Source organism: Variovorax sp. J2P1-31, from assembly GCF_030317215.1.
Taxonomy (GTDB): Bacteria; Pseudomonadota; Gammaproteobacteria; order Burkholderiales; family Burkholderiaceae_C; genus Variovorax.
In genome coordinates this window covers 369,585-394,131 of record NZ_JASZYA010000002.1, presented here as the reverse complement: position 1 = coordinate 394,131, position 24,547 = coordinate 369,585, and the positions used below count along the sequence as shown (strand labels likewise).

Annotated in this window: 20 protein-coding genes; 12 read left to right on the top strand and 8 right to left on the bottom strand. The window is 68.3% G+C overall.

What is annotated here, in order from left to right; genetic code table 11:
- Window positions 1-19: 19 nt before the first annotated feature.
- From QTI20_RS12960 to QTI20_RS12950, 3 genes are read right to left on the bottom strand one after another with little or no spacing between them, the layout of a single operon-like run.
- Window positions 20-2,218 (bottom strand): response regulator, encoded by a 2,199-nt coding sequence (locus QTI20_RS12960; protein ID WP_286551400.1) that lies wholly within the window; start codon window positions 2,216-2,218, stop codon window positions 20-22.
- Window positions 2,205-2,669 (bottom strand): response regulator, encoded by a 465-nt coding sequence (locus QTI20_RS12955; RefSeq protein WP_219216346.1) that lies wholly within the window; start codon window positions 2,667-2,669, stop codon window positions 2,205-2,207. The genes QTI20_RS12960 and QTI20_RS12955 overlap by 14 nt, the downstream gene beginning before the upstream one ends.
- On the bottom strand, window positions 2,669-4,864 hold the full coding sequence (locus tag QTI20_RS12950) for an ATP-binding protein (RefSeq protein ID WP_286551395.1): 2,196 nt from the start codon (window positions 4,862-4,864) through the stop codon (window positions 2,669-2,671). Before QTI20_RS12950 ends, QTI20_RS12955 begins: the two co-directional genes overlap by 1 nt.
- Before the next feature lie 380 nt (window positions 4,865-5,244).
- Between QTI20_RS12950 and QTI20_RS12945 the strand changes: the two genes are divergently transcribed.
- A complete protein-coding gene (locus tag QTI20_RS12945; RefSeq protein ID WP_286551393.1) occupies window positions 5,245-5,640 on the top strand; it encodes a hypothetical protein in 396 nt (131 codons plus the stop codon).
- A gap of 22 nt (window positions 5,641-5,662) precedes the next feature.
- Here the strand turns inward: QTI20_RS12945 and QTI20_RS12940 are convergent, their stop codons facing one another.
- Together QTI20_RS12940 and QTI20_RS12935 are read right to left on the bottom strand one after the other, a co-directional pair.
- Window positions 5,663-5,860 carry a hypothetical protein gene (locus QTI20_RS12940; protein ID WP_286551390.1) on the bottom strand — a complete coding sequence of 66 codons (198 nt, stop codon included), beginning with the start codon at window positions 5,858-5,860 and terminating at the stop codon, window positions 5,663-5,665.
- Between the two features lie 55 nt (window positions 5,861-5,915).
- Window positions 5,916-6,887: a LysR family transcriptional regulator gene (locus QTI20_RS12935; protein WP_286551389.1), complete on the bottom strand. Its 972-nt coding sequence runs from the start codon at window positions 6,885-6,887 to the stop codon at window positions 5,916-5,918.
- On the opposite strand from QTI20_RS12935, the gene tam reads away from it, so the two are divergent.
- From tam to QTI20_RS12880, 11 genes are all read left to right on the top strand, one after another.
- A complete protein-coding gene (gene tam / locus QTI20_RS12930; RefSeq protein ID WP_353507283.1) occupies window positions 6,805-7,755 on the top strand; it encodes a trans-aconitate 2-methyltransferase in 951 nt (316 codons plus the stop codon). The genes QTI20_RS12935 and tam overlap by 83 nt on opposite strands.
- A 152-nt stretch (window positions 7,756-7,907) precedes the next feature.
- Window positions 7,908-8,123 (top strand): hypothetical protein, encoded by a 216-nt coding sequence (locus tag QTI20_RS12925; protein ID WP_286551385.1) that lies wholly within the window; start codon window positions 7,908-7,910, stop codon window positions 8,121-8,123.
- Window positions 8,124-8,185: 62 nt separating this feature from the next.
- Window positions 8,186-8,896, top strand: coding sequence for a LuxR C-terminal-related transcriptional regulator (locus QTI20_RS12920; RefSeq protein ID WP_286551384.1), 711 nt, complete (start codon window positions 8,186-8,188; stop codon window positions 8,894-8,896).
- A gap of 11 nt (window positions 8,897-8,907) precedes the next feature.
- Complete coding sequence (locus QTI20_RS12915; protein ID WP_286551381.1) at window positions 8,908-10,665, top strand: ATP-binding response regulator; 1,758 nt, start codon at window positions 8,908-8,910, stop codon at window positions 10,663-10,665.
- A gap of 186 nt (window positions 10,666-10,851) precedes the next feature.
- Complete coding sequence (locus QTI20_RS12910; protein ID WP_286553392.1) at window positions 10,852-11,742, top strand: CsgG/HfaB family protein; 891 nt, start codon at window positions 10,852-10,854, stop codon at window positions 11,740-11,742.
- A 475-nt stretch (window positions 11,743-12,217) separates the two neighbouring features.
- A complete protein-coding gene (locus tag QTI20_RS12905) occupies window positions 12,218-13,717 on the top strand; it encodes a M81 family metallopeptidase (RefSeq protein ID WP_286551379.1) in 1,500 nt (499 codons plus the stop codon).
- 45 nt (window positions 13,718-13,762) lie between these two features.
- The gene (locus QTI20_RS12900) at window positions 13,763-15,067 is read left to right on the top strand and encodes an MFS transporter (protein WP_286551378.1); all 1,305 of its coding nucleotides are present in this window, start codon (window positions 13,763-13,765) and stop codon (window positions 15,065-15,067) included.
- A gap of 36 nt (window positions 15,068-15,103) precedes the next feature.
- Entirely contained in the window at window positions 15,104-15,877 is a 774-nt protein-coding gene (locus QTI20_RS12895; RefSeq protein ID WP_286551377.1) for an aldolase, read from the top strand.
- Window positions 15,878-15,888: 11 nt separating this feature from the next.
- Entirely contained in the window at window positions 15,889-17,286 is a 1,398-nt protein-coding gene (gene dsdA, locus QTI20_RS12890; protein WP_286551376.1) for a D-serine ammonia-lyase, read from the top strand.
- 331 nt (window positions 17,287-17,617) lie between these two features.
- Window positions 17,618-18,568: a LysR family transcriptional regulator gene (locus tag QTI20_RS12885; protein WP_286551374.1), complete on the top strand. Its 951-nt coding sequence runs from the start codon at window positions 17,618-17,620 to the stop codon at window positions 18,566-18,568.
- Between the two features lie 308 nt (window positions 18,569-18,876).
- A complete protein-coding gene (locus tag QTI20_RS12880; RefSeq protein ID WP_286551373.1) occupies window positions 18,877-19,788 on the top strand; it encodes a LysR family transcriptional regulator in 912 nt (303 codons plus the stop codon).
- A gap of 9 nt (window positions 19,789-19,797) precedes the next feature.
- On the opposite strand, the gene QTI20_RS12875 is transcribed toward QTI20_RS12880, so the two are convergent.
- The 3 genes from QTI20_RS12875 to acnD are packed head-to-tail and all read right to left on the bottom strand — an operon-like array spanning window position 19,798 to window position 24,513.
- Complete coding sequence (locus tag QTI20_RS12875; RefSeq protein ID WP_286551372.1) at window positions 19,798-20,658, bottom strand: isocitrate lyase/PEP mutase family protein; 861 nt, start codon at window positions 20,656-20,658, stop codon at window positions 19,798-19,800.
- Window positions 20,659-20,672: 14 nt separating this feature from the next.
- A complete protein-coding gene (prpF, locus tag QTI20_RS12870) occupies window positions 20,673-21,866 on the bottom strand; it encodes a 2-methylaconitate cis-trans isomerase PrpF (protein ID WP_286551369.1) in 1,194 nt (397 codons plus the stop codon).
- A gap of 22 nt (window positions 21,867-21,888) precedes the next feature.
- Window positions 21,889-24,513: a Fe/S-dependent 2-methylisocitrate dehydratase AcnD gene (acnD, locus tag QTI20_RS12865; RefSeq protein ID WP_286551368.1), complete on the bottom strand. Its 2,625-nt coding sequence runs from the start codon at window positions 24,511-24,513 to the stop codon at window positions 21,889-21,891.
- Window positions 24,514-24,547 lie beyond the last annotated feature (34 nt).

Below are 24,547 nucleotides of genomic sequence, written 5' to 3'. Positions count from 1 at the left end.
CGCCCGGGTCCGAGGCGCTTCAGGGCCCCTCGATCAGCTCCTTGACGCGCCGGGCCAGCGCGTGCATCTCGAAGGGCTTGGTCATCACGTGCATGTCGCGGTCGAAGGAGCCCTGGCCGAGCACCACGCTTTCCGCGTAGCCGGTGATGAACAGCACCTTGAGCTGGGGCCGCCCGGTGCGCGCGGCATCGGCCACCTGGCGGCCGTTCATGCCGCCGGGCAGGCCCACGTCGGTGATCAGCAGGTCGATCTGCCGGCCCGAATGCAGCCAGCGCAGGGCCTCGGCCCCGTTGCCGGCCTCGAGCGTGGCATAGCCGAGTTCCTGCATGACCTCCACGATCAGCATGCGCAGCGCGGCTTCGTCGTCGACCACCAGCACCGTCTCGCCGGCAGGCGCGCGCGGCGCGGGCTCCATGCCGGGAGGCGGCGCCGCCTGGGCCTCGGCCGGCACCTCGCTGCGCGGCAGCTCGATGGTCACGGCCGTCCCTTCGCCCACCTTCGACCGGATGCCGACGCGGCCGCCGGACTGCTTGGCGAAGCCGTAGATCATCGACAGGCCCAGGCCGGTCCCCATGCCCAGCGGCTTGGTGGTGAAGAAGGGGTCGAAGGCGCGCTGCGCCACCTCCTCCGTCATGCCGACGCCGTTGTCGCGCACGCAGATGGACACGTAGGCGCCGGGCGCGAGGTCGGCGGCGCGGGCGGCCTGCGCGTCCAGCGACAGGTTGGCCGTCTCGATGACCAGCTGGCCGCCGTTGGGCATCGCATCGCGGGCGTTGATGCACAGGTTGAGCAGCGAATTCTCGAACTGGCCCGCATCGACATGCGCGCTCCACAGGCCCGGCGCGGCCTGGACGTCCAGCCGGATCTCGGGCCCGACGGTGCGGCGGATCAGGTCTTCCATGCCGCGGATCAGCGGGTTCAGGTCCAGGTGCCGGGGCTCGAGCGTCTGGCGGCGCGAGAAAGCCAGCAGCCGGTGCGTCAGGGCCGCCGCCCGCTGCGTGGCGCCCTGCGCCACGCCGATGTAGCGCTCGAGGTCGCCCGGACGGGCCAGCGGGCCGCGCCGGCGCATGAGCTCGAGGCTGCCGGAGATCGCGGCCAGCAGGTTGTTGAAGTCGTGCGCCAGGCCGCCGGTGAGCTGGCCCACCGCCTCGAGCTTCTGGCTCTGCCGCAGCTGCTCCCGGGCCGCCTCGAGCTCGGCCGCGCGGGCTTCCACCTGGCGTTCGAGCGAGGCGGCGAAGGCCGTCAACGCGATCTGCGCCTCACGCCGCGCGATGGCCGAACGCAGCCGGTCGCCGACGTCGCGCACGAACTCCAGCTCGTCGCCGGGCCAGGGGCGCACCTCGCCATGGTTCAGGTAGAGCAGGCCGACCAGGCCGCCGTTCTCGGTCAGCGGCATGTTCACCACCGCGCGCGCGTGGATGGCCTCGAGCGCGGCGGCGGTGGCCCGGGTGCGGGCGTCCTCGCGGGCGTCGGCGAAGGCCACCGCCACGCCGCGCTTGAGGTCCTCGATGTAGCTGCCGTAGTCGCGAAAGCGCAGCACACCGGCCAGGCTGCGCACGCCGGGGGCGTTCCAGTCGCGCTCGATGGTGATCGTTTCGGCCGCGGTGTCCACCACGCCATAGCCGGCCCGGTCGACGCCCAGCTGCTGCGCCAGCGTCTGCGCCGCCATGTAGGCGATCTCGATGGGGTCGTCCATGTCGCGGATGCGGTCGCTCAATTCGATCAGCGCCATCCGGCGCGACTCGATGCGGCCGGCGGCCGCGTGCGCATCGCGCAAGCGGTGCTCCGCGATGCCCAGCGTGCGGCGATCGGCCGCCTCTTTCAAGGCGCGGTCCAGCACCAGCGGCAGGCGCGCGAGGCGCCCCTTGCTGACGTAGTCGGTGGCCCCGCGCTTGAGCAGCTCGACCGCGTTGTCCTCGCCGATCACGCCGGAGACGAAGATGAAGGGCACCGACGGCGCCGACGCGCGCGCCAGTTCCAGCGCCTGCCCGCCGGAGAAGCCGGGCAGCTCGAAGTCGGAAAGGATCACGTCGAAGCGATGGCGCGCCAGGGCCTGCACGAAGCCCTGCTCGTGCTGCACGATCGTGGTCTCGATCGCCGCGTAGGTCTGGGCCAGGGTCTCGGTGAGCAGCTCGGCGTCGAAGCGCGAATCCTCGAGGATCAGCACGCGCAGCGCGGCCGCATGGCCGGCACGGGCCGTCGGATCAGGGCTGCTCATTGTGGCGCAGCGCCTTCAGGGAACCCGGCGGCGGTTCGTTCAGCACGGCCCAGAAGACGCCCAGGTCGGCGATGGCGCTGACGAAGCGGTCGAAGGCCACCGGCTTCACCACGTAGGCGTTGACGCCCAGCTGGTAGCTCTTCAGCACGTCCGCCTCTTCCTGGGACGAGGTCAGCATCACGACGGGCACGCTGCGCAGCGCCGGGTCGGCCCGCACCGCTTCGAGCACCTCCAGCCCGTTGACCTTGGGCAGCTTCAGGTCGAGCAGGATGACGGCCGGATTGCCCTCGGTGCGGCCGGCGTGCTCGCCTTCGCGCTTGAGGTAGTCGAGCGCCTCCGCGCCATCGCGCTGGATCACCACCTCGTTGGCGAGCTGGCTGCGCTCGAGCGCGATCAGGGTCAGTTCGAGGTCTCGTTTGTCGTCTTCGACGAGAAGGATCGGCTTCAGCATCACAGGGTTCCGTGCGGGGGGGTTGGAAGGGTGTCGGTCGGGTTCGGGTCGGGGAGGTCCTCGCGCCGGGGCAGCACGAAGCCGAAGCGGGCGCCGACGCCCGGCTCGCCCTCGGCCCAGACCGTGCCGCCGTGGCGTTCGACGATGCGCTTGACGTTGGCCAGGCCAATGCCCGTGCCTTCGAATTCCTCGGCCTGGTGCAGGCGTTGGAACACGCCGAAGAGCTTGCCCACGTACTGCATCTGGAAGCCGACGCCGTTGTCCTCGACCTCCAGGCCGTCGCCGGCCTCGGTGCTGACGGCCCGCACGGCGATGCGCGCGGGGTCGCGGCCGCGCGAGTACTTCAGCGCATTGCCCAGCAGGTTGCGGGCCGCGACCTGCAGCAGCAGCGGATCGGCATGGATCGCCGGATAGTGCGCATCCAGCACCCATTCGACCTGCCGGCCCGGCGGCTCCTGGCGCGAGAGCTCGCGCACCAGGTCGCCGACCAGCAGCTGCGTGTCGACCGCACGCTGCTTGAGCGCGGCGCGCCCCATGCGCGAAAAGTCCAGCAAGGCATCGACCAGCTGGCCGGCGAACGAGGCGGCGTCCTTGACGTTGGTCATGTAGCGCAGCGCGCGCGGCGACAGCGCCTTGCCCTCCGAGTCGACCACCAGGTCGACATAGCCGGCGATGTGGCGCATCGGCGCCCGCAGGTCGTGCGACACCGTGTACGAGAAGGCTTCGAGTTCCTTGTTCACGCGGGTGAGTTCATGCGCCACCTCCGCGAGTTCCTCGGCCCGCCGCAGCACGATGCCGATCAGCGCCTGCCGCAGCTCGCCGACGGCACCGATCTCGGCATCGGACCAGGCTTCGGCGCTGCCGCGGATGCGCTCCTGCCAGCCCTCGAAGCTCTTGCGCGGGTGGATGCGCCCGTCTTCGGCGATCGCGTTCTTGCGCGGGTTGCCGGCCCAGGTCACGGTCTTGACGATCTCCGGCCGGAACCACAGGATCAGGTGGCGGTGCACCTGCGAGATCGACACCGCCAGCACGCCGGCCGCGGTGAACGGCAGGCTGGCCGCGGGCGCGTAGTGCCGGGCCAGCGTGTCGCTGTGATAGACCTCCTGGCCGAGGCCGGCGATCCACTGCGCCAGGCCCTGGACGTCGGCGTCGGACGGCACATCGCCGACGCTCCAGACCGCATCGTCGAGCACCACCGCGGCCCCCGTGGCCCGTGCGACGCGCAGCATCAGCGAGGGCTCCAGCACCAGGCGCTGGAGGGTGGCGTCGCTGTCCGCGAGATGCGCCACGATCTGCAGGGTCAGCTGGCGCAACGCCAGCCGCTCGGCGACCAGGCGATTGGCTTCCTTCGAGCGGATCTGCAGCGCGAGCAGCTGCCCCAGGTGCTCGCAGGCCAGCCGCGTCGACATGCCGATGAAGCGTGGCGCGTGGTCGTGGCAGGAGATCAGTCCCCAGAGCTTGCCGTCGATGACGATCGAGACCGACATGGACGCCAGCGTGCCCATGTTGCGCATGTACTCGAGGTGGATCGGCGACACGCTGCGCAGCTGCGCCTGCGACAGGTCGATGTCGGCGGCGCTCAGCGCGCCGTCCTCGATGCGCAGCGGGACCGGGATGTAGTTGGCATCGGCGATCAGGCGGAACTGGTTGAGCACGTACAAGGCGCGCGCCTGCTGCGGGATGTCGCCGGCCGGGAAATGGTGGCCGGCATAGCTGTCGTAGCCGGCATCGATGGCCTCGGCCAGCACCTCGCCATGGCCCGCCTCGTCGAAACGGTAGACCAGACAGCGGCCGAAGCCGGTCAGGCGCTTCATCTCGGCCGCCACCAGCTGCGTCAGCGCCTGCACCGACTCGGCGTCCTGCAGGCAGGGCAGGAAGACCCGCGTCAGCGAGTAGATCGGGGCTTCGTTGCCCTCGGTCGGTTGCGCCGGCTCGAATTCGAGCAGCAGGTGCCGCTCGGTCCGGTGGCCCGAGACGTCCCAGCGGGCGCCGTCCAGCGTCCAGACGCCGAGCGCGCTCGGTGCGGCGCCGGGCGGCAGTTCGGGCCAGGGGAAGGCATCGAGCGCGCTGACGGCCGCCGGCACCGCGTCGGGCGGCCAGTTCTCGCTGCGGGCCACCGGCCGCCGGGTCGCCGCATCGAGCACCAGCAGGCGGCCGTGGGGCTGCACCGCGCCGGGCACCCGTATCGGTTCCACATGGCAGGACGAGAGAAGGTCCGGCGTCGAAGCCGGGTCAGCGATCGCAGCGGGGAAGGGAGCGTGGTCAGCCATGCGGGGGAAGAAAAAATGCCGCAATGCAGCCTGCCGGTTTTGGCGGCTTGCATGATGCCTGCGAAGACCGGCTCTTTTTGTCGGCCAATCGCCACAATTGGGCCGCCGCGGATGTGAAGGCAGGCGGCGCCCCGGGATGGCGCGTTCCGCCGGGCCACGTGAAAGAACCGTCCGACAGCGATTGGCGGCGGCCTGCCCGGCGCTTCGCCATGCCGTCCCGCAGCGAGCGGGCGCCACGGGTCCAGAGTGGCACGCCCAGGCCCCCGGATTCCACCGGCGCGGCCCTCTATCCAGGAGTTGCAACCATGAAGATCTCTGTCCGTTCCTTGGCCCTCGCCCTCTGCGCCACCGGCGCGCTGGCCGGCGCGCCCGCTGCCTTCGCCCAGGGCGCCGCGCCGGGCACCGATGCCCGCATGCAGCGTGAACGCGCCACCTGCGACGGCGTGCAGCAAGACCGTGCGGCCTGCCTGAGGGAAGCCGGCGCGGCCAGGCAGGAGGCCCAGCGCAGCGGGCTGACCAGCGCCTCGCCCAGCGCCTATGACCAGAACGCGCTCGAGCGCTGCCAGTTGCAGCCGGTGGCCGACCGGGCCGATTGCGAAGCGCGCATCCGTGGCACGGGCGTCTCGGCGACCGAAGGCAGCGTGATGGGTGGTGGCGTGATCCGCGAGACCGTCACGCCGATTCCCGCGCCCGCACGCTAGGACGGCGGACCGGAGCGGAAGCTCAGCCGGGCCGGCCGATGACGGCCTTGGCGATGGTCACCAGGCTGGCGGTCATGGCGCGCGCACGCGGCGCCAGCAGCTCCGCGCTCAGGGCGTCGGGGTCGCGGTACGCCTGCAGTGCGTCCCGATCGCGCCCGCCCGTCGCGACAAAGTCCATCAGTGCTGCGAATTCGGAGGAGTCGGGGTTCGGGAAAGACATGCGGTCATCGTAGTGCTCAACTGACCATTTATGACAGTTGTCAAAAGTTCTATAACTACCCGTTGCCAAGGTTTTCACGAATTGATATCCGACCTTTACCTGAGGCGCCGCGCCGTGGGGAGGCCTCCGCCAGTGCCGCCGCGGCCACCATCTCCCGCAGGCGGCGCAGCACCGATGCGCTGTCCCCCACCCGCGTCGCGAGGTGCAGCGGCGCGCTCAGGCCCGGACACTCCGAGAGCGCGCGGTAGGCGATGCCGTCGCCCCGCAGGCGCCGCATCGAGGCCGGCACGATGGACACGCCCAGGCCCGCCGCGACCAGGCTCAGCGTGGCCGTCATGCGGGGCGCCTCCTGCACCACCCGCGGACTGAAGCCCGCCTCGCGGCAGGCCACCAGGATCGCGTCGTAGAGGCCCAGCCCCACCCGGCGCCGGTACAGCACGAAGGCCTCGCCGGCCAGGGCCGACAGGGGCAAGGGCGCCTCGGGGCCGCGTGCCAGCGGATGTTCCATGGGCATGGCCAGCAGCATCGGCTCCTCGAGGATGGGCACGGCCTGCAGCGCCGGCGTGCCGCTCAGCGGCGAACGCACGAAGGCGGCATCGAGGCGCTCATGGACCAGCGCGTCCATGAGTTCGCCGGTGCCGGCCTCCTCCAGCACCACGGCGACGCCCGGCAGCGTCTCCCTGAACTGGCGCAGCACCCGCGGCACGAAGGGATGCAGCGCGGCCGAACTGGTGAAACCGATGCCGAGCCGCCCCTGTTCCCCGCGGTCGGCGCGGCGCACCACCTCGGCCACGCCGTCCGCCCGCGCCAGCACCGCCAGCGCCTCCTCCAGCAGGGCCTGCCCCGCCGTGGTGAGCCGCACGCCGCGCGGCAGGCGTTCGACCAGCTTCACGCCCAGTTCGGTTTCCAGGCCCTGCAGCAGCCGGGTCAACGGCGGTTGCTGCATGCCCAGGCGTTCCGCGGCGCGTGTGATGTGGCCTTCCTGCGCGATCGCGACAAAGGCATGGAGTCGTCGCAGTTCCAGCATCGAGATACCTCAGAGGTATGGCAACTCTTCATTCATGGCATTTGAAATCATAGCTCGATCGACTTACGCTGCGGCACACGCCAACCCACCCGAGGAACACACGATGACCTGGTCCGCCCAAAAATACTCGACCTTCGAACAGGAACGCACCCGCCCGGTCCGCGACCTGGTCGCGGCCATCCCGACCGAAACCGTGCATCGCGCCATCGACCTGGGATGCGGCCCTGGCAACTCCACCGAGGTGCTGGCCGCGCGCTTCCCGCAGGCGCAGGTGAGCGGCGTCGACAGTTCCGACGACATGGTGGCGGCCGCGCGCCGGCGGCTGCCGGCCCTGGATTTCTCGCTCGCCGACATCGGCGCCTGGCAGCCGGCCCAGCCCTTCGACGTGATCCTGGCCAATGCCGCGCTCCAGTGGCTGCCCGACCATGCGACGCTGTACCCGCACCTGGCCAGGCAGCTGGTGCCCGGCGGCAGCCTGGCGATCCAGACGCCCGACAACCTCGAGGAGCCCGCGCACCGGCTCGCGCGCCAGACCGCGGCCGAAGGCCCGTGGGCCGCCAGGATCGGCGAGGTCAAGCATCCCGCACGGCACAGCGCGGCGTTCTACTACCAGCTGCTGCGGCCGCACTGCAGCCACGTCGATGTCTGGCGCACCACCTACTTCCATCCGCTGGCGGGCGGCCCGTCGGCGGTGGTCGAATGGTTCGAGGGCTCGGCCCTGCGCCCCTACCTGGGGCCGCTGGACCCGGAGGAGAAGGCGGGCTTCCTGGCCCGCTACCTCGCGGCCGTGACCGAGGCCTACCCGCCGCTGGCCGACGGCACCGTGCTGCTGCCCTTCCCACGGCTGTTCATCGTCGCGGTGCGCTGAACGGCGCGGCGTTCGCCGAAGCCCTCTTCCCCCCTCTTCCCCCTCTTCCCGCCGCATCGCGGCGATCTCGCCCATCGCGTCACTGCGCGGCCTCCTACACCCTCGGGACCAGAGGCCGGCAACCCTTGGTCTCCATTCAAGGAGCCCATGCCATGCAGTCATCCACGCCCGACGAACTCGCACAGACCGAAGTGCTGATCGAACAGGCCCGCACAGAGGCGCAGATCCGCGTCGCGCAGGTCGACAAGGAAGAAGCGGAAGCGGCCGGCAAGCCCGGCGCCGACGAGAACGCGGCCGGCTTCCTGAAGCCGGACCCGTCCGTCGAGGACGAAGACGCCGATCCCGTGGGTGGCCCGGCGCAGGGCTGAGCCGGCGCGAAGATGACTTCCGGCACTTCCGCGTGCCGGGCGCTTCGCTACCATGGTTCGCAATGCGAACCGAATCGATCCCGCCTCCCCTCGCGCGCCCGCACGCCGACACCGCTCCCCTCCCCGCACGCCCGCGCGCCATCCTGGTCGTCGATGACCACGACCTGGTGCGCCTCGGCGTGCGCGCGCTGGTCCAGTCGCAGGCCACCGACGCCGCCACGGCCACCGAGGTCTTCGAGGCCGACAGCCTGGCGAGCGCGCTGTCGCTCTACGCGGCCGCGCAGGACGCGATCGGCCTGGTGCTGCTCGATCTCGCGCTGCCCGACACGCAGGGTCTCGAGGGCCTGCTCGCGTTTCGCACGCACTTTCCCCTGGCCCGCATCGTGGTCCTCTCGGGCACCGTCGACACCACGCTGTCGCGCGGTGCGCTCGACCAAGGTGCGCTCGCCTTCCTGCCCAAGTCGGCGGACCTCAACGAGGTCGTGAGCTTCATCCGCGCCTGCGGCCTGCTCGACGTGCAGAGCGCCGCCATCGGGCTGCCGGCGCTGCCCGGGCCGTTGTCGACCACACCGTCGGCCGAGCGGCCCGAGGCCCTGGAGCAGCTCACGCCGCGGCAGCTCGAGGTGCTGCAGTGGGTGCTCGAAGGCAAGGCCAACCGCGAGATCGCGCAGCTGGCCCACCTGAGCGAAGGCACGGTGAAGAACCATGTCTCGACACTGCTGCTGCTGTTCGGCGTGCGCTCGCGGGCGCAGCTGATCAGCCAGTTGCGTTGAGCCCGCGGTCCATGCGCGCGCGCGTCCCCGCCCGCCCCGCGGGCCGCGGCGACGACGATGCGCTCGAACAGCGCGTGCTGCGCGAGCACGTCGCCTCGGTCTACTACATCTACAACGCCACGCTGGTCTCCCGGGTGGTGTTCATCCTGCTGCTCGGCGGCTTCCTCTACCTGCAGCTGCGTTCGCCCGCGGTGCTCGCCTTCGTCGGCATCCACCTCGCGCTCTATGCCTACCTGGCCTTCGCGCCGCGCTGGACGCCCGCGGCGCCGGCCGCCGACAGCCCGCGATGGGTGCGGCGCATCACGGTCACCGTCACGCTCATGGGCCTGGCGGATGCCATGGCGCCCTGGTTGTTCGTACCCGCCGGCAACATCGCCGTGACCGCGGTGCTGATGGTGGTGATGCTCGGCAACTGCGCGCGCGCCGTGCAGTCGCTGCGGCCGCTGACGGTCGCGATGTACGGCCACACGCTGCCGATGCTGGGCGGACTGATCGCCGCGCTGATCGTGCATGGCGACGGCATGCACTGGTTCCTCGCCGCCTTCGCCACGGTCAACCTCACGCTGATGCTGCGGGTGGGTGTGCAGGAGCACCGGCAGCTGACCGATGCGCTGCTGCTGCGCTTCGAGAACGAGGCGCTGGCCGCGCGCCTGAGCGAGCAGGTCGCGGCCACCGAGCGCGCGAGCGCCGAGAAGACCCGCTTCCTGACCACCGCCAGCCACGACCTGCGCCAGCCGCTGCATGCGGTCGCGCTGTTCGGCGCGGCGCTCGAGACCGCGCTCCAGGACCGGCCCGAAGGGCGCAACGCCGAGCGCCTGATGCGCGCGGTCAATGCGCTGGGCAAGTCGCTCGACACCATGCTCGACGTGTCGCGCCTGGACGCCGGCGTGGTCACGCCCACTTTCCAGCCGGTGCAGATCGATGCGCTGCTGCTGTCGCTCAACCACGTGTTCTCGGCCCAGGCCGAGCAGAAGGACCTGCAGCTGCGCCTGCGCGCCAGCGGCCTCTGGGTGCACAGCGATCCGCAGCTGCTGGCGCGCATGCTGTCGAACCTGATCGACAACGCCGTCAAGTACACCCAGCGCGGCGGCGTCACCGTGACGGCGCGCGCGCACGGCCGCACGGTGCGCATCGACGTGCTGGACACCGGCGCGGGCATCGCGCCCGACCAGCGCGACCGGATCTTCGAGGAGTTCTACCAGGTCGGCAACTCGGGCCGCGACCGCGCGCGCGGCCTGGGCATCGGCCTGTCGATCGTGCAGCGCCTGTCGCGCCTGCTCGGCCATCCGGTCGAGCTGCGTTCGCGCATCGGACGCGGCAGCCGCTTCCGCATCTCGCTGCCGCTGGCCGAAGCCCGCGCGCGCGTCGCGCAGGCCGCGCGCGCGGCCGGCAGCCTGCCCCGGCGCGTGCTGCTGATCGACGACGAGGCCGACATCCGGGAAGCCATGACCGTGCTGCTGCGCGCCTGGTCGATCGAGGTGATGGCCGTCGGCGACGAGCAGGGCGCGATCGACGCGCTGAGCCGCGCCCGCGTGCCCTCGCAGCAGGCCGACATGCTGATCTGCGACTACCGGCTGCCCGAGGGCGCCAACGGGCTCGACGTCGGCCTGCGCCTGCACCGGCGTTTCGGCATCGAGCGCCCCCTGCTGCTGATCACCGGCGAGACCGCGCCCGAGCCGCTGCGGCATGCACGCGAATCGGGCGTGCCGATGCTGTTCAAGCCGGTCAACGCCGCGGCGCTGCGGCGCGCGCTCACCAGCGAAACATGACTTTCGGCACTGGCGGCGCCGGTGCCCAGCGCTTAACTTTCGGCTCGCCCGCCCCGGGCGCTCCCTCCTCCCTAAGCCATCAATGAAAAGCAGTCTGCGGATTGCGGCCAGAGCCGTCGTTCTGCGCGCGCGCCGCGGCCGCTCCGGACCCTGACCATGCACACTGCCACCCACCCCGCGCGCCTGATGCGCCTCACCCGGACCGCGTCGGTGCTGGCCGGCCTGGCGATGCTCGCCGCCTGCCAGACCACCGACATGCAGATGGGCGCCCAGGGCGCCAAGACCGTCGCCACCGGCGCGGCCGCGGGCGACGCCACGGCCAACGCCAACAGCGCGCTCGAGAAATGCGCCTCGCCGCTGGGCACGGTCTCGCTGATCGAGAACCAGTCGGCCGGTTGGTACACGATCCTGCGCAACGAGTACAAGCTGCCGCCCACGTCCAACCTGCTGCGCCTGCTGATCCAGCAATCGAACTGCTTCGTGGTGGTCGAGCGCGGCGCGGCCGGCATGAACGCGATGACGCGCGAGCGCGCGCTGATGCAGTCGGGCGAAATGCGCCAGGGCAGCAATTTCGGCGGCGGCCAGATGGTGGCCTCCGACTACGGCCTGTCGCCCGAGATCGTGTTCAACAACAGCAATGCCGGCGGCATGGGCGCCTCGCTCGGCGGCCTGGTCGGCGGCCGCTACGGCGGCGTGCTCGCGGCCGTGGGCGGCAACCTGCAGACCAAGGAAGCCAGCACGCTGCTGACGCTGATCGACAACCGTTCGGGCGTGCAGGTCGCGGCCTCCGAAGGCAGCGCCTCCAAGACCGACTTCGGCGGCTTCGGCCAGATCTTCGGCGGCACCGCCGCGGGCGGCCTGGGCGGCTACACCAACACCGCGCAGGGCAAGGTGATCAGCGCGGCCTTCATGGACGCCTTCAACCAGATGGTCGTGGCGCTGCGCAACTACAAGGCGCAGACGGTCAAGGGCCAGGGCCTGGGCGGCGGCGGCCGCCTGGGCGTGGACGGCGCCGCGGCACCGTCGCAGACCTCGGCGCCGGGCGCGACGCGCGGTTCGACGCGCAAGAAGAAGTGAGCGCGTGATCGGCATACGCCGTCGAAACACGAAGCCCGGCCGCTCGCGAGAGCGCCGGGCTTTTTTCATGGCGAGGGACCGGATGGCGCCCATCGACCTGTGCTGCAGGATCACTGCGCCGTCGTTCCGCTACATCGGTCCCGCTGCGCTCAGGTCCTGACTCTGCCCACCGCGTCGCTGCAGGGTTGCACCGATGCCACTGCTGCGCGCCAGAAACCGGGGCCAGGCAGACCGCTTTGGTCAGGCGCCGCTGCAGCGCCCCCGAACTCGGCGTCAGCGCCAGCGTGATCAGGCCGATCTCGGGCAAACGCCGTCCAGTCAAACACCGCCGACAAATTAGTTTGACTAATGGACAGAGAACTATAAATGGTTTTTTCTTTGACTCGAAAAAACCAATAATTTCGACGTCAACAGTTGAATCCCATTCGAGCGACGCTTCGAAGGCCCCGCATTTCACCCCCCAAAAAAAGAGCCAATGAATTCCACGCATTTCAATGTTGCTGTCGCGAGCTTTGAATTCGAAGGCAACGATTTTTCCCCCAAGATTTGCGGCTCTCGCGAGTTCGCCCTGTTCCTGGAAAAGACCGAGGTGATCCCCGGGATCGCTGCGAGTCCGCTCGCCCTCACGGGTGGCATCGAGACATTGCAAGAGAGCGCTTCCGTCAGCGTGATTCCCATCCTCGCGACGCAAGGCGGGTCCGGTGGCACAGTCGACAGAAGGTTCTTCGAGCATGTCGTCGACAAGATCATCGGGGGTCTGAAAGATATCGGCCCGGTGGATGGTATTTATCTCGCCCTGCACGGCGCAATGACGTCGCCTGGCTATCCGGACGCAGAAGGCGAACTGCTTCGACGGGTTCGTGAGGCTGTCGGTGACAAGCCCATCATTGCCGTGAGTCTCGACCTGCATGCCAATGTCACCGAGCAAATGGTCGAGCACGCGTCGATTCTTGTTGGCTACGAGAACTACCCCCACGATGACGCGTACACCACAGGCAAGAAGGCCTGCCGGCTGTTGCTGCGCGCGCTCACCGGTGAACTGCGGCCCGTGATGTCCATGGTGCGGCTCAAGATGCTGATCCCGGTGGTTGGCGGATCGACGCTCGTACCGGGCGCTCCGCTGCAGCAAGTCAAGGCGTTGGCGAGAGAGCTCGAACGCGATGGCGTCGAATCCATCAGCTACTTCACCTGTCAGCCGTGGCTGGACGACGACCACGCGAGCAATGTGGTGGTCGCCATCGCAGACCAGAAGATGGAGCTTGCGAAACGTGCCGCGAAAACGGTCGCCACCGATTTCTGGGCGCGCCGTGAAGCCTTCGTCCTGCCGCTCCTGCCGGTCGACGACGCCATCTCGCGCGCGCTCACTGCCGAGGTGAAGCCATGTGTGTTGGCCGACACCGGTGACAGCGTCGGCGCGGGCGCCGCAGGCGATGCCGCATTCGTTCTTGCGCATCTGATGGCGCAGGCGGGAGAAGCGAAGTGCGCCCTCTCCTTGGTCGACGCCGAGGTGGCGAGCCTGGCAACGGCCGCAGGCGTCGGCGCCACGGTGTCTGTCGCCGTCGGGTTCAAGCTCGACGGCAGGCATGGGTCGCCGCTCGGCATCACCGCCAAGGTGGTGACTGTCCACTCCGGCGAATTCACCTATCTGGCCGGCCCGTCCGCAGGCACGACGGGCTACATGGGGCCTTGCGCCGTTCTCCAGGTTCGCAACATCTTCGTCCTCGTGACGACCCATGGCACCTACGAGTATGCGGACGAGCAGTTCCGAGCGGTCGGCATCGACAGCGCCGGAATGGACATCGTGGTGCTGAAGAACGGCATGAATTTCCGGAATCTGCTCGGAGAAGGGGCCTCGTGGTTCCTCATCGACAGCGTCGGCTCATCGTCTTCCAATCTTGCCGCGCTTCCCTGGAAGAACAAGGTCACGCCGTTCTGGCCTCGCGACAAAGACATCTCCGACCCGTTCACACACTGAACACGCGCCAACTCCCAAACCCTTAAGAACGAAGCAGAGACAAACATGACGTCAGAAGATGCCCTCTACAAGCGCGTAACCTTGCGGCTGGTTCCGTTCCTCGTCCTCCTGTATCTGGTTGCGTACATCGACCGATCGGTCCTGGCATTCGCCAAGCTCCAGATGAACGTCGATGTGGGCATCAGCGACGCGGCCTACGGCCTGGGTGCAGGCCTTTTCTTCCTTGGCTACATCGTCTTCGAGATTCCCAGCAATCTCATCCTCACGCGCGTGGGCGCCCGGAAGTGGTTTGCCCGAATTCTGTTCACGTGGGGGTGCATCACTGCCGCGATGGCGCTGATTCAAAGTCCCACCAGCTTCTACTGGTTCCGATTTCTGCTCGGTGCGGCGGAAGCCGGCTTCTACCCTGGCGTTCTGTACTACCTCACGCTTTGGTACCCCGCCCAGCGGCGCGGGAAAATCTACGGTCTCTTCGCTTTCGCCCAACCCCTCGCACCCATGCTTGCGGGCCCGCTGGCGGGTGCACTGCTCGGCATGAATGGCCTGGGGGGTCTTCAAGGATGGCAATGGGTCTTCATCGTGTGCGGCGTTCCGGCGGTTCTGCTTGTCATCCCGACGCTCAAGCTTCTGCCCGATACACCGTCGGACGCCAAGTGGCTGACCAAGGAAGAGGCTGAGATCCTCAACCGCGAAGTCAAGCAGGACGCGGACAGAATCCGCTCGAAGGAAGCAAGCCACAGTCTTCTGGGCACTCTGAAGGATGCGCGTGTCTTGATGCTTGCCTTTGCCTACGTGCCAATTCCGTTGGCAATCTACGGCCTGTCCCTGTGGCTCCCCACGCTCATCAAAGGGTTTGCAGTGACCGACCTGACGACCGGGTTCCTGTCGGCCGTCCCCTTCCTCTTCGGTGTGATCGGCTTGCTGGTGATTCCACGCAGTTCCGACAAGCGGAACGAGCGCCACTTTCACATCGTCGGATGCTCCCTTGTTGGCATCCTGGGGCTGCTGGGCGCGGCGTTCTTTTCCTCACTCGCGATGCAACTCTTTTGCCTTTGCTTCGTGGGGTTCAGCCTGTACTCGGCATCTGCCGTCCTGTGGACCCTCCCCGGGCGCTTTCTCACCGGTGCGGGTGCGGCGGCGGGCCTGGCGGCCATCAACTCGATTGGCAACCTGGGCGGATACCTCGGTCCCTTTGGCATCGGCCTGATCAAGGAGCGCACCGGCAGCCTGGCCTACGGGTTGGTGTACATGGCAGGCGGGATGCTGCTCACGATTGTTCTCGTCCTGATTCTGCGAATGAAGGAACGCGCAGAGTCCCCCTCCCCGCTGGCCTGCGCCAGTGCCCGATAAAAGTCGAACACAAAAGTCGAACACCCTGGAACTGCGATGCGCACTACGCCCCCCCTGTTGTCTGAAGATTTCTGCGCGGTCTCCGACAGCGTCGCCCAAATCTACTTGAATCCCCCCATCCGTCGCCTGCGCGAGCAGTTGGCCGTGGCGCTCCGTGCAGCGGCGATGCACGGGCTGGCTGAAGGCGTGTGCAACCACTTCAGCGTCGCGCTCCCGCAGGACGGCGACAAGTTTCTGCTCAACCCCCGTGGATTGATGTGGCAGGAGATCCAGGCGGACGACATCCTCCTGGTGGATGGAAACGGCGACAAGCTGGTCGGCCGCCACAGCGTGGAACCGTCGGCGATGTTCATCCACGCGGCCATGCACCGTGTGGCCAGGAAGCAGGTGGTGCTCCACAGCCATGCGCCGTTCGCCACCACACTGAGCCTGACGGAGCAATGCGCCTTGGACACCACGCTCTCGCAGAACGCCATGCGGTTCCATGGGCGAATCTCGAGTGACCCGCTTTTCAACGGTCTCGCACTGGACCATGCGGAAGGGCAGCGCATTGCCGGCGCCACCCAGGGGGCCGACGTCGTCTTCCTGGCGAACCACGGCGTGGTTGTGTGCGGGGATCGCCTGGACTACGCCTACGACGACCTCTATTACCTGGAACGCGCCTGCCAGCTTGAAGTTCAGGCCAGGGCGATGGGGGTGCCGACGCGTTCGGTCAACGTTGAACTGGTGGCCATCACCGCGGCCCAACTACAAGGCGAGCGGCTTCAGTCCGAGCTGTTCTTTCAGGCCCTCGAGCGCACCGTCAAGTAAGCGCGAACGACATGGATGCAGTCAAAGATCGCAACGTTGCTGAAATTTCCTGTGGGAAGGTCGTGCATGGAAAAACGCTCGAAGCTTGGGCCGATTCCCATCCGTTGATGCGCGAGATGGTCAAGGGCGAGCCTGTGCTTTGGATCAATCCCAATATGGTCGCGTTCGCGCAGGCACGCACCGATATCGAGTTGGCATACGAGGACGTGGCCGACGCAGAGGCGCGCCTGCAGCGTTTCGCGCCGTATCTGGCAAGCGTTTTTCCCGATGTGAGCGAGGCTGCAGGCATCATCGAATCCGAAGTCCGCGAGATTCCCAGACTCGCAACAGAGATCGCTCGCCGCTACAACGTGGAGGTGCCCAAGCGGCTGCTGATGAAGCTCGACAGCCACCTTCCCATTTCCGGCTCGGTGAAGGCGCGTGGAGGCATCTACGAAGTGCTATGCCACGGTGAGAAATTGGCGCAGATGGCAGGATTGCTTTCAGAGGGGGACAGCTATGTGAAGCTGGCCGAGCCCGCCGCCAAAAGGCTTTTTTCCCGTCATGGCGTGGTTGTCGGCTCCACCGGCAACCTGGGCCTGTCGATCGGGATCGCTGCCTCTACGCTTGGCTTTGCCACGACGGTTCACATGTCGGATGACGCTCGCGCCTGGAAGAAGGCCAAGCTGCGCTCGCATGGTGTCAATGTGGTCGAGCATGCGGGAGACTATGGTGTGGCCGTCGAGAACGGCCGCAAGGAAAGCGAGCGCGATCCGACAAGCTATTTTGTCGACGATGAGAACTCCCGCACGCTGTTCCTCGGCTATGCCGTCGGTGGGTGGCGACTGAAGCAGCAACTGGAGGCGATGGGCGTTGCCGTGACGGCGGAATCGCCGCTCGTTGTCTACCTTCCCTGCGGCGTTGGGGGCGGCCCTGGCGGCATTTCCTTCGGGCTCAAACAGGCATTCGGGGACAACGTTCACTGTGTTTTCGCGGAGCCGACGCAGTCGCCCTGCATGCTCCTCGGGATGTACACAGGCCTTCACGATGAGGTGGCCATCGGCGATTTCGGCATCAGCAATCACACCGCCGCGGACGGGCTCGCCGTGGGGCGGCCATCGGGTTTCGTCGGGCGTGCCATGCATCGCATGATCAGCGCCATCTACTCGCTGACCGATGATGAGATGTTTGCGCTGGTGTACATGGCGCAGTCGAGCGAGGGCATCCGGCTGGAGCCGTCCGCAGTGGCGGGCGCCCCAGGTTTCGCTCGGCTCCATGCGCATCCCCAGTGCCTGGGGATTTCCACAGGCGCGTGGAACAACGCGACGCACCTTATCTGGGCCACGGGCGGCGGCATGGTCCCGAAGGAAGAATACGAAACGTATCTCGCTGAAGGCGCGCGGGCGCATGCCATGGAGACAGATGCTTAGACGCTCCGCAAGGACGGATCGGTGAATGCTTGGCTTCCGCGCTTCGCGCCGATCAGCGCCTGCTGGCCGGTGTTGGCGCTGTCGCCTGAGCACGCTGCTCATCGCACATGGCCACGGTCACCACGGGGCTGTGGACCATAGCGTCGCCCTGCTCGCCCAGCGGCCGCTCGGACCCAACGGGTACATCCCGCCTGCAGAAGCTGAGGCAAACTGTGGCCGGCAACGGACCGATCCAACCGCCATCGCTGCGGCCTGACTTCAACCCACAGGCGCCGCGAAGCCCGGACTCGATCCGCAACCCTTCCTCCCATTCACAGTCTGTGGTCGCTTCATGAGCCTGCTTTCTTCGTCCATGATGGTGTGGCTGCGGAGCTTCGAGGCCGCGGCCCGGCATGCCAACTTCACCCGCGCAGCAGCGGAGCTGTGCGTTTCGCAAGGCGCGATCAGCCAGCAAGTGAAAAACCTGGAGGGCGCCCTGCGGCGCCCTCTTTTTGTACGCGCTTCCCGTTCACTTTCCTTGACCCCCGAAGGAGAGCGACTGTATGCCGTGGCGCACGATTCCTTTCGTTCGCTGGACCTCACGCTTTCACAGCTTCGCGCCAGCCAGAACCGTGAAGAAGTCACTCTGAGCTGTTCCCCATCCTTTGCCATGGTGTGGCTCACCCCGCGGCTGGGCAACTTCTTTCGAACCTGTCCCGGCACCCACCTGAAGATTCAGGGAGAGTTCCACCGTCTCGATCTGCTGCAACTTCATCGGCAGGGGCTCAATGCAGCCGTGCGATACGATCTCGGCCGCTACGAAGACCTGGAAGCCAAGCCATTTCTGGACGAATGGCTTTTGCCCGTCGCCAGTCCGAAGTTTCTGGAACAGCATCCGGAGCTGAAGACACCGGCGCAGCTCAAGCCGCAATGGCTACTGCACGACAGCAGCCCTTGGGTCGGTGCCGGCGAATACGAGGAGTGGGAATTCTGGCTCGAGCAAGCGGAGGTGGGCATTGGCGAGTTGGAACTCGGGAACACTTTCAATCTTTCTCTGCTCGCGCTTGCTGCCGCCGCCAATGGCCAAGGAGTCGCCATGGGGCGGGCTGCATTGGTTCTCGATGACCTGGTGTCCGGCCGTTTGATCGACATCTTCAAGCTCAGCGTACCTTCGGTCGCTTCCTATGCCTTCATCACGCCACCCGACGCGGACGATTCGGTTCAGAAGGTCGAGATGTGGCTGCAACATGAGGCGCGGGAGTTCAGAGATTCCTGTCGCTACCATCTACCGCACCTCAAGTAGATCCCGCGAGTGACCCGCTGCAAGCGTGCGGCGAAGTCGCCTCGCAAACGAGCGGTTGGTCGTGCTCACCTGCCGCCCCCGCTACGCCGAGCAGGTGCATCGCCCAGGGCCTGGGCGGCGGCGGCGGCTTGGTCGTGGGCGGCGCCACGGCACCGTCGCAGACCTCGGCACCGGGCGCGGCGCGCCCGTGAGTGGCAGCGATGGATCCCGCAAAGGACCGCCAGCCTGGGACAGGCGGGATCCACGCCCTGCGACCCGTGAAGTAAGATCGCCCGACTTCACTCATCGATGAATTCCACTCATTCGCCATGCTCGAGCGCAGCCATCTGTCGATCGTCCAGGAAGTGGACAAGCAGGGCTCGCTCACGGCGGCCGCCGAGGTGCTGCACCTCACGCAGTCGGCGCTGAGCCATTCGATCCGCAAGCTCGAGGCCCAGCTCGGAACCGAGATCTGGCAGCGTGAAGGCCGCAGCCTGCGGCTGACCCAGGCGGGCCAGTACCTGCTGGCGGTCGCCAACCGGGTGCTGCCGCAACTCGCGCTGGCCGAGGAGCGCCTGGGGCAGTTCGCCCAGGGCGAACGCGGCTCGCTGCGCATCGGCATGGAATGCCATCCCTGCTACCAGTGGCTGCTCAAGGTGGTCTCGCCCTACCTCGCGAACTGGCCCGACGTGGACGTGGACGTGAAGCAGAAATTCCAGTTCGGCGGCATCGGCGCGCTGTTCGGCCACGAGATCGACCTGCTGGTGACGCCCGACCCGCTCTACAAGCCGGGCCTGCACTACGAGCCGGTGTTCGACTACGAGCAGGTGCTGGTGGTGCCGCGCGGCCACGCGCTGGCGAACCTGCCCTACGTGAAGCCCGCGCACCTGAGCAAGGAAGTCCTCGTGACCTACCCGGTCACCACGGACCGGCTGGACATCTACAACATGTTCCTGATGCCCGCGGGCGTGACGCCCCGGCGCCACAAGGCCATCGAGACCACCGACATCATGTTGCAGATGGTCGCGAGCGGCCGCGGCGTGGCCGCCCTGCCGCGCTGGCTGGTGGAGGAATATGCGCAGAAGATGGACATCGTGCCGGTCCGGCTGGGCCCGCGCGGCATCGCCAAGCAGATCTTCCTGGGCGCGCGCGAGATCGACATCGACGTCGACTACCTGAAGGCCTTCGTCGAGCTCGCGCGGCACTCGTCGGAGCTGTCGGCGCCGCAGGCGAGCACCTGAGGCGCGTTCTCAGGTGTAGCGCTTCTCCAGCGCATCCCATTCCGGCTTGCCGACCAGGCGCTGGCGTTCGGCGAAGGTCGCGACCAGGCCGCTCGATTCCTGCACCTCCTGCGCGTCGCGCAACACCGTCAGCGCCTTCTGCATGCCGGCGACCGCACCCTGCAGCGCCGCGTTGGCGTAGAGCACGATGCCGTAGCCGAGTTCGCCCAGCTCGGTGGCGTTGAAGATCGGCGTCTTGCCGCCGATCACCATGTTCATGAGCTGGGGCTTGGCCAGCCGCCGGGGCAGCGCGCGGATCTCGTCGGCGGTGGTCACGGCTTCGACGAACAGGATGTCGGCCCCGGCCTCGGCGAACTTCTGCGCGCGCTCGACGGCGGCCTCGAAGCCGTGCACGGCGGCCGCATCGGTGCGCGCCATGATCAGCAGGTCGGGGTCCTGGCGCGCATCGACCGCGGCCTTGATCTTGCTCACGGCTTCTTCGGTGGCGATCACCTCCTTGCCCGAGAAATGGCCGCAGCGCTTGGGCGCGACCTGGTCCTCGAACTGGATGCAGTCGGCGCCCGCGCGCTCCAGCGTGCGCACCGTGTGGCGCACGTTCAGGGCATTGCCGAAGCCGGTGTCGGCATCGACGATCAGCGGCACCGACACCGCATCGCGGATGCGCGCCGTGTGGTCGGCGATTTCCGCCAGGCCCATGAAGCCCTGGTCGGGCATGCCGAACCACATGTTGGTGACGCCGGCGCCGGTGATGTAGATCGCCTGGAAGCCCAGGTCCTCGACCACCTTGGCCGACAGTGCGTTGAAGGCGCCGGGAACGATCAGGCCGCGGCGGGCCTCGGCCAGGGATTTGAGTTGCTTGCGGGTGGACATTCGAAATCTTCCAATCAGAAACTGTCGCCGGGAACGCGGACCCAGCCTTCCATCAGCACGCGGGCGCTGCGGCTCATCAGGGCCTTGGTCACAACCCATTGGCCGTCGACCTGGCGGGCCTCGGCGCCCACGCGCAGCGTGCCCGAGGGGTGGCCGAAGCGCACCGCCTGGCGCGCGCCGCCGCCGGCCGCGAGGTTCACCAGCGTGCCGGGAATGGCGGCGGCGGTGCCGATCGCGACCGCGGCCGTGCCCATCATCGCGTGGTGCAGCTTGCCCATCGACAGTGCGCGCACCAGCAGGTCGACGTCGGCCGCCTGCACGGCCCTGCCGCTGGAAGCCGTGTAGCCGGCGGGCGGTGCGACGAAAGCCACCTTGGGCGTGTGCTGGCGTCGGGCTGCTTCGCCGATGTGCTGGATCAGGCCCATCTTCAGCGCGCCATGCGCGCGGATCGTCTCGAACATGGCCAGCGCCCTGGCATCGCCGTTGATCGCCTCCTGCAGCTCGGTGCCGGTGCAGCCGATGTCGGCGGCGTTGAGGAAGATGGTAGGGATGCCGGCGTTGATCAGCGTGGCCTTGAAGGTGCCGACGCCGGACACTTCGAGGTCGTCCACCACCTGGCCGGTCGGGAACATGGCGCCACCGCCCTCGCCATCGCCCTCGTCGGCCGGGTCGATGAACTCCAGCGCTACCTCGGCGGCCGGGAAGGTCACGCCGTCGAGTTCGAAGTCGCCGGTCTCCTGCACTTCGCCGTCGACGATGGGCACCTGCGCGACGATGGTCTTGCCGATGTTGGCCTGCCAGATGCGCACGGTGCACAGGCCGTCGCGCGGCACGCGGGCCGGGTCGATCAGGCCGTGCGCGATGGCGAAGGGGCCGACCGCGGCCGACAGGTTGCCGCAGTTGCCGGTCCATTCGACGAAGGCACTGTCGATCGAGACCTGGCCGAAGAGGTAGTCGACGTCGTGCTCCGGGCGGGTGGAAGGCGACAGGATCACGGTCTTCGAGGTCGACGAGGTCGCGCCGCCCATGCCGTCGATCTGCTTGCCGTAGGGGTCGGGGCTGCCGATCACGCGCAGCAGCAGCGCATCGCGCGCCGGCCCGGCTTCGCGCGCGGCCGGCGGCAGGTCCTGCAGGCGGAAGAACACGCCCTTGCTGGTGCCGCCGCGCATGTAGACGGCGGGGATCTTGATCTGAGGTACGGATGCCATGGTGAGGAGAGGGTGGTGGTCTTCAGGCGGCCGGCTTGTTCGCGGCCAGGAAGTCTTGCGCAAAACGCTGCAGCACGCCGCCGGCCTCGTAGATCGACACCTCCTCGGCCGTGTCGAGCCGGCAGGTCACCGGCACCTGCAGGACTTCGCCGCTCCTGCGGTGCACGAGCAGCGTGAGATCGGTGCGCGGCGCGGGCCGGCCGGCCACGTCGAAGGTCTCGCTGCCGTCCAGGCCCAGCGTGAGGCGCGTGGTGCCGGGCTTGAACTCCAGCGGCAGCACGCCCATGCCCAGCAGGTTGGTGCGGTGGATGCGCTCGAAGCCTTCGGCCACCACCGTCTCGACACCGGCCAGGCGCACGCCCTTGGCGGCCCAGTCGCGCGACGAACCCTGGCCGTAGTCGGCGCCGGCCACGATGATCAGCGGCTGCCGGCGGCTCAGGTAGGTCTCGATGGCCTCCCACATGCGCACCACCCGGCCCTCGGGCTCGAGGCGCGCCAGCGAGCCCTTCTGCTGCACGCCGTCGACCACCGCCATCTCGTTGACCAGCTGCGGGTTGGCGAAGGTGGCGCGCATGGCCGTCAGGTGGTCGCCGCGGTGCGTGGCGTAGGAGTTGAAGTCCTCTTCCGGCAGGCCCATCTTCGCCAGGTACTCGCCGGCGGCGCTGTCCAGCAGGATCGCGTTGGAGGGCGACAGGTGGTCGGTCGTGATGTTGTCGGGCAGCAAGGCCAGCGGCCGCATGCCGCGCAGCGTGCGCGGCACGGCCGCGAGCGCGCCCACGCCCTCGCTGTCCCAGTAGGGCGGGCGCCGGATGTAGGTCGACTGCGGGCGCCAGTCGTACTGCGGGCCGACCTTCTCGCCGTTGTCGGGGTGGATCGCGAACATGGGCTCGTAGACCTGGCGGAACATCTCGGGCCGCACCGAGGCCGCGACGATGGCATCGATCTCCTCGTCGCCGGGCCAGAGGTCCTGCAGGCGGATCTCCTTGCCTTCGACGACGCCCAGCACGTCGCGCTCGATGTCGAAGCGGATCGTGCCCGCGATCGCGTAGGCCACGACCAGCGGCGGCGAGGCCAGGAAGGCCTGCTTGGCGTAGGGATGGATGCGGCCGTCGAAGTTGCGGTTGCCCGAGAGCACCGCGGTGGCGTAGAGGTCGCGGTCGATGATCTCCTGCTGGATCGCCGGGTCGAGCGCACCCGACATGCCGTTGCAGGTGGTGCAGGCGAAGGCGACGATGCCGAAGCCCAGTTGCTCCAGCTCCCGCAGCAGGTCGGCGTCGCGCAGGTAGAGCTCGACCGCCTTGGAGCCCGGTGCCAGCGAGGACTTGACCCAGGGCTTGCGCTGCAGGCCCAGCCGGTTGGCGTTGCGCGCCAGCAGCGCGGCCGCGATCACGTTGCGCGGGTTCGAGGTGTTGGTGCACGAGGTGATGGCCGCGATGATCACCGCGCCATCGGGCATCAGGCCCGCGGCCTCCTGCTGGCGCGCCGCGTCGAGGCCGACGGCGATCTCGCGCGCGGCCAGCTGCGAGGTCGGCAGGCGGCGGTGCGGGTTCGACGGGCCGGCCATGTTGCGCACCACGCCCGAGAGGTCGAAACGCAGCACGCGTTCGTAGCGGGCCGTCTGGAGCGCATCGCCCCAGAAGCCGGCGGTCTTCGCGTAGCGCTCGACCAGCGCGACCTGCGTGTCCTCGCGGCCCGTGAGCCGCAGGTAGGCCAGCGTCTGCTCGTCGATGTAGAACAGCGCGGCCGTGGCACCGTACTCGGGGCACATGTTGGAGATGGTGGCGCGGTCGCCGATGGTCAGGCCCTGCGTGCCTTCGCCGAAGAATTCGAGATACGCGCCGACCACCTTCTGCTGGCGCAGGAATTCGGTGAGTGCCAGCACGATGTCGGTGGCGGTGATGCCCGGCTGGCGCCGGCCGCTGAGCTCGACGCCGACGATGTCGGGCAGGCGCATCCACGAGGCGCGGCCCAGCATCACGTTCTCGGCCTCGAGGCCGCCCACGCCCACCGCGATCACGCCCAGTGCATCGACATGCGGCGTGTGGCTGTCGGTGCCCACGCAGGTGTCGGGGAAGGCCAGGCCGTCCTGCACATAGACCACCGGCGACATCTTCTCCAGGTTGATCTGGTGCATGATCCCGTTGCCCGCCGGGATCACCTCCATGTTGGCGAAGGCGCGCTTCGTCCACTCGATGAAATGGAAGCGGTCTTCGTTGCGGCGGTCCTCGATCTGCCGGTTCTTCTCGAAGGCCTGGGGATCGAAGCCGCCGCACTCCACGGCCAGCGAATGGTCCACGATCAGCTGCACCGGCACCACGGGGTTCACCTGCGCCGGGTCGCCGCCTTCGGCCGCTATCGCGTCGCGCAGGCCCGCCAGGTCCACCAGCGCGGTCTGGCCCAGGATGTCGTGGCACACCACGCGCACCGGGTACCAGGGAAAGTCGCGGTCGCGCCGGCGCTCCACGAGCTGCAGCAGGCAGTCCTCGAGGATGGCCGGGTCACAGCGCCGCACCAGGTTCTCGGCATGCACGCGCGCGGTGTAGGGCAGGCCGTCCCAGGCGCCGGGCCGCAGGGCGTCGACCGCGGCGCGCGCGTCGATGTAGTCCAGCGCGGTGCCGGGGAGCTTTTTTCGGTAGGAAGAGTTCATCGTGGTGGGTCGGTCGCGGGGCGCGCCGCGCGCC

What these genes read in the sequence shown, in the direction of transcription:
- QTI20_RS12960 (WP_286551400.1), bottom strand. Translation starts at nt 2,218, where the DNA reads ATGAGCAGCCCTGATCCGACGGCCCGTGCCGGCCATGCGGCCGCGCTG.
- QTI20_RS12955 (WP_219216346.1), bottom strand. Translation starts at nt 2,669, where the DNA reads ATGCTGAAGCCGATCCTTCTCGTCGAAGACGACAAACGAGACCTCGAA.
- QTI20_RS12945 (WP_286551393.1), top strand. Translation starts at nt 5,245, where the DNA reads ATGAAGATCTCTGTCCGTTCCTTGGCCCTCGCCCTCTGCGCCACCGGC.
- QTI20_RS12940 (WP_286551390.1), bottom strand. Translation starts at nt 5,860, where the DNA reads ATGTCTTTCCCGAACCCCGACTCCTCCGAATTCGCAGCACTGATGGAC.
- tam (WP_353507283.1), top strand. Translation starts at nt 6,805, where the DNA reads ATGCCCAGGCGTTCCGCGGCGCGTGTGATGTGGCCTTCCTGCGCGATC.
- QTI20_RS12935 (WP_286551389.1), bottom strand. Translation starts at nt 6,887, where the DNA reads ATGCTGGAACTGCGACGACTCCATGCCTTTGTCGCGATCGCGCAGGAA.
- QTI20_RS12925 (WP_286551385.1), top strand. Translation starts at nt 7,908, where the DNA reads ATGCAGTCATCCACGCCCGACGAACTCGCACAGACCGAAGTGCTGATC.
- QTI20_RS12920 (WP_286551384.1), top strand. Translation starts at nt 8,186, where the DNA reads ATGCGAACCGAATCGATCCCGCCTCCCCTCGCGCGCCCGCACGCCGAC.
- QTI20_RS12915 (WP_286551381.1), top strand. Translation starts at nt 8,908, where the DNA reads ATGCGCGCGCGCGTCCCCGCCCGCCCCGCGGGCCGCGGCGACGACGAT.
- QTI20_RS12910 (WP_286553392.1), top strand. Translation starts at nt 10,852, where the DNA reads ATGCGCCTCACCCGGACCGCGTCGGTGCTGGCCGGCCTGGCGATGCTC.
- QTI20_RS12905 (WP_286551379.1), top strand. Translation starts at nt 12,218, where the DNA reads ATGAATTCCACGCATTTCAATGTTGCTGTCGCGAGCTTTGAATTCGAA.
- QTI20_RS12900 (WP_286551378.1), top strand. Translation starts at nt 13,763, where the DNA reads ATGACGTCAGAAGATGCCCTCTACAAGCGCGTAACCTTGCGGCTGGTT.
- QTI20_RS12895 (WP_286551377.1), top strand. Translation starts at nt 15,104, where the DNA reads ATGCGCACTACGCCCCCCCTGTTGTCTGAAGATTTCTGCGCGGTCTCC.
- dsdA (WP_286551376.1), top strand. Translation starts at nt 15,889, where the DNA reads ATGGATGCAGTCAAAGATCGCAACGTTGCTGAAATTTCCTGTGGGAAG.
- QTI20_RS12885 (WP_286551374.1), top strand. Translation starts at nt 17,618, where the DNA reads ATGAGCCTGCTTTCTTCGTCCATGATGGTGTGGCTGCGGAGCTTCGAG.
- QTI20_RS12880 (WP_286551373.1), top strand. Translation starts at nt 18,877, where the DNA reads ATGCTCGAGCGCAGCCATCTGTCGATCGTCCAGGAAGTGGACAAGCAG.
- QTI20_RS12875 (WP_286551372.1), bottom strand. Translation starts at nt 20,658, where the DNA reads ATGTCCACCCGCAAGCAACTCAAATCCCTGGCCGAGGCCCGCCGCGGC.
- prpF (WP_286551369.1), bottom strand. Translation starts at nt 21,866, where the DNA reads ATGGCATCCGTACCTCAGATCAAGATCCCCGCCGTCTACATGCGCGGC.
- acnD (WP_286551368.1), bottom strand. Translation starts at nt 24,513, where the DNA reads ATGAACTCTTCCTACCGAAAAAAGCTCCCCGGCACCGCGCTGGACTAC.